Origin of the sequence: Kitasatospora putterlickiae, from assembly GCF_039527695.1 — a bacterium.
GTDB classification, from domain to species: Bacteria; Actinomycetota; Actinomycetes; order Streptomycetales; family Streptomycetaceae; genus Kitasatospora; species Kitasatospora putterlickiae.
Window position 1 is genome coordinate 1 of record NZ_BAAAKJ010000287.1, and the last position, 9156, is coordinate 9156.

Here is a 9156-nt window from a genome sequence, read left to right on the forward strand (position 1 = left end):
GCAGCGGACGGCGCAGCGAGGCCGCGCGTCTGGCGGTGCTGAACGCCGCCGACGACCTCCTGGTGGAGCAGGGCTTCGAGAGCCTCACCATCGAGGGCATCGCGGCCGCCGCCGGGGTCGCCAAGCAGACCATCTACCGCTGGTGGAAGTCCAAGGTCGACATCCTCTTCGACAACCTGGTCCTGGACGCCGGGACCGCCCTGGCCTGGCCCTCCGAGACGCCCTCCGGCCCGGCGGACCTGCGCGCCTACGTCCACCGGTTCGCGGCCTTCCTCGGCACCGACCCGGCCGGCCGGGTCCTCCAGGCGCTCCTCGGCCACGCCCAACTGGACGCCCGCACCGCCGAGTTGCTGCACGGCGGGTTCCTGGACGAGCTGCGCGCCCGGGACATCGCGCACACCCGCGCCTGCCTGGGGACGGCCCCGGACGGCAGCGACGAGGACGCCGCCGCCGTGCTGCTGGACGCCCTGCTCGCCCCGCTCTACCACCGCGCCCTGGTGCTGCGCCGCCCGCTGGACGCCTCGTTCGTCGACGCGCTGCTCGACCAGCACCTGCCCCGCTGACACCCCTCCTTCCCCACTGCGCCGCCTCCGGCCCGTGTTCACCTCCGGGCCCGCCGCCGGCGTCATCCGATCCCAGCCAGGAGTCACCGTGTTCCGTCGCCCCCGGCCGACCTTCGACGTACGGGTCATCGCCGTCACCCCGCTCACCCCCGCCCTCGTCCGGCTCACCTTCGCCGGCCCCACCCTGGACACCCTCCTCATCGAACACCCCACCCAGTGGGTCAAGTTGGACCTTCCCGAGGGTCACTCCCGGGCCTACACCATCCGCCACCACCGGCCCGCCGAACGCGAGGTGGACATCGACGTGGTGCTGCACGGCAACGGCCCGCTCGCCCGCTGGGCCGAGGTCGTCCGCCCCGGCGACGCGGCCCGGCTGGCCGGACCGCGCGGCCGCCGCCCCTCCTTCGAGGGCGCCGGGCACGCGCTGCTCGCCGCCGACGAGAGCGCCCTGCCCGCCGCGCTCACCATCCTCGAAGACCTGCCGCCGAGCGTCCCGGCCGCCCTGTTCGTCGAGGTCGGCGAGGCCACCGGGTCCGCCCTGCCGCTGCCCGAGCGCGCCGGCCTGACGGTCCACTGGCTGACCCGCGACCCGGAGCTCCCGAAGGGCCGCACGCTCGCCGACACCCTGCTCGCCACCGACGTCCCGGCCGACACCACCGCCTGGCTGGCGGGCGAGGCACACGCCGTGGCCACCGTCCGCCGCCATCTGCTCACCGACTGGGCGCTGCCGCGCGAACGCGTCCACAGCAAGGGCTACTGGAAGCACGGCGAGGCCGACCACAAGGAGTGACGCTCCGTCAGCGACGTGGCGATCGTTCCCGGTTGGCCGCGACGGCCTCGGCGTAAAGCTCGGCGGCCGGGTCGGCCTCCGGCACGCCGGGGCCGGCCGGCGCCGCGCGGACGGCGGCGAGCGCGGCGGGCGGTTCGCGCTCGTCCGCCACGGCCGTCTCGACCTCCAGGAACATCCCGTCGAGCTCCGCCACCCGCACCCGGGTGGCCTCGCAGGTCAGCGGTACCCCCCTCCACCTCATGGATGGGCAACGCGCGCCCTCAGGAGCCGAGTTGACCGCCGGGGGTGTCGTGGCAGGTGTTCCGGTGGACCTCCGCCCGGCCCGGCCCGTAGGCGTCCTCCAGGCGGCGCGGCAGCGCGCCCGGTTCACGCACCACCGACTTCAGCTCCGCCTCGATCACCGCGCGCCGCCCCCGCCCCGAACCGCCAGCCGGTGCGGCCCCAGGAAGTACGACAGCGCCGCGAGCGAGGCGCCGTCGGCCACCTCGCCCGCCCCGAGCAGCTCGACCACCTCGCCCTCGGTCAGCCACTCCACCCGGCTCGCCTCCGCCAGGTCCGCCGGCTCGCCGATGCGCGTCGCGCCGGTGGCGTGGAAGGAGTGGAAGCGCATCGTGGAGATTCCGGCCATCGCGTCGAACTCCGTCAGCGGCACGACCTCCGCCGGGCGCCAGCCGGTCTCCTCCTCGATCTCGCGGGCGGCCGCCGCCGCGGGCCCCTCCCCCGGTTCCACCCACCCGGCGGGCAGCTCCCAGCCCCACCGGCCGGTGATGAACCGGTGCCGGTACAGCAGCAGGAAGCGTCCGTCCCCGTCGGTCACCACGGCGTTGGCGCACTCCTTCGGCATCCGCAGGACGTGGTGGTCGACCCGGCCGACGCCGGGGATGTCCACGTCGTCCAGCCAGAGTTCCACCCACGGCGACCCGTACACCTGCCGCCGCCCGTGCACCGCCCATTCGGCCACTTCCCGCACCCTCCGTACGCCGCTGATCCGCCGCTGATCCGCCGTTCGTCCCGGGCTCGCGCACTCAGCGCGAGGCGGTCGCCGTAGGAGTCGGGGTGCGCGCGGCGCCGCGCTGGGACGCGGCACCTGACGCGGGCGCGGAACCCGACGCGGGCGCCGCACCTGTCGCGGGCTTGGCGCTGGAGCCGCCGCCCGGGACGGGGGCCAGGCCGGTGCAGCCGCGCAGGCCGTCGCGGCGCTTGAGGGCTGCGGTGGCAGCGGTCCCGGACTGCGGCACCGGCACGCCCTTGTCGTCGATGGTCGCCGGTGCGAAGGCCTCCCCGAGCACCTTGCCGGTCGGGCCGACGGTCAGCGTGGTGACGCCGGTCTCGTTGGAGTTGGCGTAGTTGGAGGTGCCGTACCAGAGGAAGTTGCCGAAGCCGTACCCGATGTAGGTGTCCCCGATCATGCCGGAGCCGACCATGGTGTGCGCGTGCGTGCCGACCACGGCGGTCGCGCCCGCGGCGGCGAGCTTCTTGGCGATGGCGGTCTGCGCGGCGGTGGGGCAGGCCTTGCCCTCGTCGCCCCAGTGCAGGTAGACGAGCACCACCGGCGCCTGCCGCTTCGCGTCCCCGACCGCCCTGAGCAGGGCCGCGCTGTCCAGCGCCGAGGCGATGCCGGGCTTGTTCGCGCCGGCCCGCCACTTCTGGTTGGTGAGGTCCTCGACCTGGCTGGCCGCGACCACCGCGACCTTCACCCCGCGCACGGTGGTGACGTACGGGGCGTACGCCTCCTGGGAGTTGCGGCCGAAGCCGACGACCGGGACCGGTGAGGACGCCTTCGCGGCCAGGGTGTCGGCGAGGCCGTCGGCGCCGAAGTCGACGGCGTGGTTGTTGGCGAGCGAGACGACGTCGACGCCGGAGTCCTTGAGCGCGCTGAGCGCCTTGGGCGAGGTGCGGAAGGTGTACGTCTTCGGCTCGGGGGCTCCGCGGTCGGTGATCGCGGTCTCCAGGTTGAGCACGGCCAGGTCGGCTGCGGAGAGGTTCTTGGCGATCGGGCCGAGCGCCGTCTCGGGCGGCTGCACGGCGAGCCGGGCCTCGGTGCGGCCCTCGAAGTGCACGTCCCCGGCGAACGCCACCGTGATGCTGCCGTCGGGGCGGGGCGCGGCACCGTCGCCGGATGCCTGGTCGCCGGGGGTGCCGGAGCCGTCGGAGGCGTTCGGCGAGGCCTTCGCGGCGTCGGCCGCGTCGGCCGCGGCCTTGGCGGACCTGGCGGCCCTGACGGTGGCCGGATCGGGGTCGTCCGGCCCGCAGGCGGCCACGGAGGCCAGCCCGAGCAGCAGTGCGACGGTGGCCGCGCCACGGCGCATGTGTGTTCCCCCAAGGTCGATTCAGGAGCGGTCAGCCTACGCCACTCCCCCGCGCCCCCTTCGCTCCGCCTCCACAACCGAAACCCGCTCCTCGCCCGGTGTCCGACCGCCCGGCCGGCCCTTCCGGGGACGGCCCTTCGGCCCGTTCCGGGCCCGCCCGTCCAAGCCGCCGACCGCTCTTGGCCGTCCCGTCCCTGGCGCGGTGCCCGGGCGGCGCGCAGCGTGGAAGGGTGGAGGCGTCGTGGGAGCGCGGCGTCCGCGACAACAGGTGGGTGGTGTGTGTGCCATGGCCGGCAACGGGACCACGGGCACCGGGCGGCGGATCGTGGTGGGGATCGACGGCTCGGCCCCCTCGAAGGCGGCGCTGCGCTGGGCGGTCGGGCAGGCGGTGCTGACCGGGGCGACGGTGCACGCGGTGGCCGCGTGGGAGTACCCGTCGCTGTACGGCTGGTTCGCGCCGATGGTGGACGACGGCTTCGAGCAGTCGGCGCGCCGGACGCTGACCGTCGAGGTGGACGAGGTGATCGGCGTGCGGCGGCCGGTGCCGGTCGAGGAGAGCCTGGTGCTGGGGCACGCGGCCGAAGTGCTGCTGGGGGCGGCCGAGGGCGCGGACCTGCTGGTGCTCGGCAGCCGGGGGCGCGGGAGCTTCGCCCGGACGCTGCTGGGGTCGGTGAGCACGCGCTGCGCCGTGCACGGGTCCTGCCCGGTGGTGATCGTCCGCTCGGACGGCACCACCGCGGGGCCCACGCCGCTCGCGGCGGGCGCGGCGGCCGGAGTGGAGGGCGGAGCAGAGGGCGGGACGAAGGGCGGGACGGAAGGTGACGGCGGGGAGCCGGCCGTCCGGACCAAGGACTGGCGGCTGGCCCTGCACGTGGTCGAGGACCGCGACACCACCCGGGTGCACGCGGTGCTCGACGCCGACGGCAACGTGCTGCACAGCGACGCGCTCGCCCGTCGCAATCCGCACGACGCCCCGGCGCCGGCGGTGGGCGACGACTTCGCGGTCGGCCGGGCCCTGGTCGACCTCGGCCACCAGTTGCTCCGCGCGGGCACCCACGGCGCCACCGGGCCCGCCGAGGAGTGACATCCTGACTACCGAAGGACAAGATGACGATCGACGGTCGACGCCTGACAGCTGACAGTCGACAGCTGACAGATTTCAGATGACGGATAACAGATGACAGATTCTGTCAGCCCAACTCCGGGCGGCCACCCCACCCCCACGCCCGACTTCACCCCCGCGCAGCGCGCCCGCGGCCGCGCGCTGCGCCGCGCCCAGCTCCCGTGGGCGCTCGGCGGGCGGATCACCGGCCTGGCGCTCACCCTGGTGCTCGGCCTGACGCCGGCCGGCGCCGGCCTGGTGTCGGCGGTCGGCGACTGGTTCGGCGGCTCGCGCACGGCGCGGGTGCTCGCCGGGGCCGCCGCCCTGGTGCTGCTCGGACAGCTGGCGCAGCTGCCCTTCGGGGCGGGCGCCCGGTCGGTGCGGGCCCGGTTCGGCCTGGTCACCCAGGGCTGGGCCGGCTGGGCGGTGGACGCCCTGCGCGGGCTGGCGCTCACGCTGCTCCTCGCCCTGCCGGTGGCGTTCGGCCTGTACGCGCTCACCGACCGCTCGCCCGAGTACTGGTGGCTGCCCGCGGCGGGCGCGGCCGCGCTGCTGACCGCCGCCCTGTCCTTCCTCTACCCCCTGCTGGTCGAGCCGGTGTTCAACCGCTTCACACCGATGGAGCCGGGCCCGCTGCGCGAGGCGCTGCTGGGTCTGGCCGAGCGGGACGGCGTCCGGGTCCGGGACGTCCTGGTGGCCGACGCCTCGCGCCGCACGACGGCGCTGAACGCGTACGTGTCGGGCCTGGGCGCTACCCGGCGGATCGTCGCGTACGACACGCTGCTGTCGACGGCCGAGCCGCGCGAGGTGGAGCTGGTGGTGGCGCACGAGCTGGGGCACGTCAAGCACCGGGACGTGCTGACCGGCACGGTGCTGGGCGCGGTGGGCGCGGCCGTCGTGGTGGCGCTGCTGGGCCTGGCGTCGGGCTGGGACGCGCTGCTGTCGGCGTCCGGCGCGACGGACGCGGCCGACCCCCGGTCGATGCCGCTGCTGGCGGCGGTCGCCGCGCTGCTGGGCGCGCTGTCCGGCCCGGTGCAGTGCGCGGTGAGCCGCGCGGTGGAGACCCGGGCCGACCGGCACGCCCTCGAACTGACCGGGGACCCCGAGCAGTTCATCGCGATGCAGCGCAGACTGGCGCTGACCAACGTCTCCGACGTCGACCCGCCCCGGGTGCTTGAGCTGCTGTTCGCCACCCACCCGAGCGCCACCCGGCGGATCGCGGCCGCGCGTGCCTGGCGGGCCCGCCGTCCCTCCGCGTCCGAACTTGTTGTATAGTGCAACGAAATCCCCCAGCGGCATCTCCCCGAGATTCCGTGATCCCGAGGCCCCGAGGAGGTAGGTCACCGTGCCCGACCGCGAGACGTCGATCGACACCATCCAGCGCGAGCTGACCGCCTTCGCCCGCCGCGCCCGGCACAAGGCGTCCCAGCTGCACCCGGACCTCTCGCTGGTCACCTACAGCATCCTGGACCTCATCACCGAGCGCGGCGGCTGCCGGGCCGCCGACGTCGCCGCGCACTTCATGCTCGACAAGTCCACGGTGAGCCGCCAGGTCACCGCCCTGGAGAAGCTCGGGCTGCTGCGCCGCGAGACCGACCCGGAGGACCAGCGCGGGCAGATCCTGCTGGCCACCGACGCCGGGCTGACCCTGCTGCGCGAGGCCAACGAACAGCGGCGGCTCTCCTTCACCGCCCGGTTCAACGACTGGGCCGACGAGGACGTCGCCCGGTTCGCCGGCTACCTGACCCGCTACGGCGCCGAGGGCTGACCGGCCGGGCCCGCGTCCCGTCCCGTCCCGTCCAGCCCCGTCCCGGGGTGCGGCGGACCACTCGGACGGTGTACAGAGGAGAGGTGCCACCTCGGCAGCCTCCCCGCGCGCGGCACCCCCGCGCGGGACCCCCCGACGACCGGCGTTCCCGGGACCGCCGTCGCTCCTGGCGGCCCGGCCGCCGAGCGCTGACGGCGATCCCGCTCGCGCTGATCGTGCTGATCACGGTGGTCGACGTGCTCGCCCCGCCGGACATCCACCTGGGCCCGCTGCTGATCGTCGCCCCCGCCCTGACCGCCTCCCTGGCCGGCCCCCGCACCACCGCCGCCGTCGCCGTGCTGGCGATCGCCGCGCTGACCGTCATCGGCGGTCTGCGCGACGGCGTCACCACCGCCAACCACCAGACCCAGCTCGGCGCCCTGCTCGCCGTCTCCGCCCTCATCGTCGGCCTGCGCGTGCTGCGCGACCGCCACGAGCGCGAACTCGCGCAGGTCCGCTCCGTCTCCGAGGCGGCGCAGCGCGTCCTGCTGCGCCCGCTGCCCGACCGGATCGGCCCGCTGCGGCTCGCCTCCGTCTACCTGGCCGCCGAGGCCGAGGCGCAGGTCGGCGGCGACCTCTACGCGGCGGCCCGCACCGCCTCCGGCACCCGGCTGCTGATCGGCGACGTCCGGGGCAAGGGGCTGTCCTCGCTCGGCGACGCCGCCCTGCTGCTGGGCGCCTTCCGCGCGGCGGCGCACCTGTACGCCGACCTGCCCGGGCTGGTCGGCCACCTGGACGGCAGCATCGCCTGGGACCTGGCCCAGCTCGCCGAGCAGCAGCGCGCCCAGCGGCCGCGCCTCCAGCTCCCGCCGCTGCTCCGGCAGGTCCCGCGTCCACAGCCACTCACCCCCGCAGACGCGGACGGCAGCGGCGAGTCCTTCATCACCGCTCTCGTCCTGGACATCCCCGACGACGAGGCGGTGGTCCGGCTGGTCGACTGCGGCCACCCGCCGCCGCTGCTCCTGCACGAGGACCGGGTGACCACCCTGGAGCCCGGCCGCACCGCGCCCCCGCTCGGTCTCGGCGAGCTGGCCCCGGAGCCGTACGCGGTGGTGGAGTTCCCGTTCCCGCCCGGCGACCGGCTGCTGATCTTCACCGACGGCGTGATCGAGGCGCGCGACGCCGGACGCCGGTTCTACCCCCTGCCCGAGCGGGTCGCCGAACGGACCGCCGCCCACGCCGCCGAGCCCCCGGCCGCCCTGCTGCACCACCTGCGCCGCGACCTGCTCGGGTACGTCGGCGGGCGGTTGGACGACGACGCCGCCATGGTCGTGGTGGACCGCCTCAGCCTCGGCCCCGAACCCGACCCCGGCCCCGGCCCCGGCTGAGCCCGGGCCCCTGACGTGCTCGGCGGCCGGGCGGCTCACGGTTTGTAGGGCAGCTGCGGCACGTCGAAGCAGGTGGTGGTCATGGACTCCACCTGGGTGACCCAGCCCCCGAGCCCGCCCTCGGCGGCGTCCTGCCAGCGGGCCGCGTTCAGGCAGGCCCGGGTGGGCCCGGTCGGCGCCGGCCTCGGGACGAAGGAGGCGGGCAGCAGCAGCCCGTGCGCGTCGTAGGGCTCGGGGCGGTTCATGAACCGTTCGACGCAGGCCCGGGTGAGCTCCGCGCCGCACGAGTCCATCGCGTCGGTGAGCCACTGCGCGCCCGCCCAGCCCTCCAGTTCCCAGGCCGACAGCAGCGGTTCGCGGTCCGGGTAGTACTGCGCCATCGCCGCGCGGAAGGCGCCGACCGCCGGGAAGCGGACGTCCTCGTAGTTGAGCGAGGAGGAGGTGGCCCAGAGCGCGTTCCGGCAGGTGGGCGAGGACTGGTAGTCGGTGCGGACGGCCTGCGACCAGTTCTGCACGTTGGTCACCTTGGCGGCGACCCGCACCCCGGCCTCGTCCAGGGCGCGGCAGAGCGCGGCGTTGCCCCGGGTGTCCATGGCGTCGAACAGCAGCTGCGAGCCGTCCGCCCGGACGGCCGCGGCGACCGCCTGGAAGTTCGGCAGCGCGAAGTCCACCGTCTGCATGAGCACCCGGTAGCCCTCGGCCTCCAGACCGGCGCGCAGCTGGGCGGCGTAGCGGGCGGAGTCGGCCTGGTTGTAGGCGACCACGGCGGCGCTGGTCGCGCCCAGCCGCTCCTTGAAGAAACGGAACACCTCGGTGGACTGGTAGAGCGTGCCGTTCCAGCCGACGGCGTGCCCGTCGCGCGGCGCGCCGCTGCCGTAGACGCCGTACAGGTGGGGCCAGCGGTCGTAGGCGGTGCCGATCGGCTGGCCGCCGACGTCAGGCACCGCCTTGCCGCTCACGTAGGGGGCGCCCGCGTAGTCGAGGACGCTGCCGGAGACGAAGGCGAAGACGTGCGACTGGTCGATCAACCGGTGCACGCAGTCCTGGTTGCCGATGCCGCTGCCGCCGTCGTCGCAGGTGACGAGCTTGACGGTGCGGCCGTGCAGTCCGCCGTGGTCGTTGAGGGCCTGGAAGAACGCCTGGGCGCCGTAGCGCGGTCCGCTGAACACCTCGCTGCCGACCGGGCTGGTGAGCGAGGTGACGACGCCGATCCGGATCTCGGTCGGGGTGACGCCGGTGTCGGAGGCCGGGTTGCCG

11 protein-coding genes are annotated in these 9156 nt (G+C 75.3%); 6 read left to right on the plus strand and 5 right to left on the minus strand.

The features are described from left to right. Positions 1 to 563 (plus strand): TetR/AcrR family transcriptional regulator (locus tag ABD308_RS27985; RefSeq protein ID WP_344340217.1); only part of this gene is annotated, 563 nt, incomplete at its 5' end. Positions 564 to 651: 88 nt separating this feature from the next. Then, complete coding sequence (locus tag ABD308_RS27990; RefSeq protein ID WP_344340219.1) at positions 652 to 1353, plus strand: siderophore-interacting protein; 702 nt, start codon at positions 652 to 654, stop codon at positions 1351 to 1353. A 7-nt stretch (positions 1354 to 1360) separates the two neighbouring features. On the opposite strand, the gene ABD308_RS27995 is transcribed toward ABD308_RS27990, so the two are convergent. From ABD308_RS27995 to ABD308_RS28010, 4 genes are all read right to left on the minus strand, one after another. Continuing rightward, entirely contained in the window at positions 1361 to 1546 is a 186-nt protein-coding gene (locus tag ABD308_RS27995; protein WP_344340222.1) for a hypothetical protein, read from the minus strand. A gap of 67 nt (positions 1547 to 1613) precedes the next feature. Then, on the minus strand, positions 1614 to 1754 hold the full coding sequence (locus tag ABD308_RS28000; protein WP_344340224.1) for a hypothetical protein: 141 nt from the start codon (positions 1752 to 1754) through the stop codon (positions 1614 to 1616). Beyond that, complete coding sequence (locus ABD308_RS28005; RefSeq protein WP_344340226.1) at positions 1751 to 2314, minus strand: NUDIX domain-containing protein; 564 nt, start codon at positions 2312 to 2314, stop codon at positions 1751 to 1753. The genes ABD308_RS28000 and ABD308_RS28005 overlap by 4 nt, the downstream gene beginning before the upstream one ends. Before the next feature lie 64 nt (positions 2315 to 2378). Next, the gene (locus ABD308_RS28010; RefSeq protein ID WP_344340231.1) at positions 2379 to 3662 is read right to left on the minus strand and encodes a CapA family protein; all 1284 of its coding nucleotides are present in this window, start codon (positions 3660 to 3662) and stop codon (positions 2379 to 2381) included. A 286-nt stretch (positions 3663 to 3948) separates the two neighbouring features. Here ABD308_RS28010 and ABD308_RS28015 point away from each other — a divergent pair, with 286 nt between their 5' ends. The 4 genes from ABD308_RS28015 (at position 3949) to ABD308_RS28030 (ending at position 7899) form a co-directional block, all read left to right on the plus strand. Next, positions 3949 to 4746, plus strand: a complete 798-nt coding sequence (locus tag ABD308_RS28015; RefSeq protein WP_344340233.1) for a universal stress protein — start codon at positions 3949 to 3951, stop codon at positions 4744 to 4746. Positions 4747 to 4839: 93 nt separating this feature from the next. Beyond that, complete coding sequence (locus ABD308_RS28020) at positions 4840 to 6039, plus strand: M48 family metalloprotease (RefSeq protein WP_344340238.1); 1200 nt, start codon at positions 4840 to 4842, stop codon at positions 6037 to 6039. Positions 6040 to 6109: 70 nt separating this feature from the next. Next, on the plus strand, positions 6110 to 6532 hold the full coding sequence (locus tag ABD308_RS28025) for a MarR family winged helix-turn-helix transcriptional regulator (protein ID WP_344340240.1): 423 nt from the start codon (positions 6110 to 6112) through the stop codon (positions 6530 to 6532). A gap of 212 nt (positions 6533 to 6744) precedes the next feature. After that, a complete protein-coding gene (locus tag ABD308_RS28030; RefSeq protein ID WP_344340303.1) occupies positions 6745 to 7899 on the plus strand; it encodes a PP2C family protein-serine/threonine phosphatase in 1155 nt (384 codons plus the stop codon). Between the two features lie 35 nt (positions 7900 to 7934). Here ABD308_RS28030 and ABD308_RS28035 read toward each other — a convergent pair. Beyond that, the coding region (locus ABD308_RS28035) for an ABC transporter substrate-binding protein (RefSeq protein WP_344340242.1) at positions 7935 to 9156 on the minus strand (1222 nt) is incomplete at its 5' end.

Bases quoted from the DNA above. Each gene is read 5' to 3' on its own strand.
- ABD308_RS28010 (WP_344340231.1), bottom strand. From the start codon at position 3,662: ATGCGCCGTGGCGCGGCCACCGTCGCACTGCTGCTCGGGCTGGCCTCC.
- ABD308_RS28015 (WP_344340233.1), top strand. From the start codon at position 3,949: ATGGCCGGCAACGGGACCACGGGCACCGGGCGGCGGATCGTGGTGGGG.
- ABD308_RS28020 (WP_344340238.1), top strand. From the start codon at position 4,840: ATGACAGATTCTGTCAGCCCAACTCCGGGCGGCCACCCCACCCCCACG.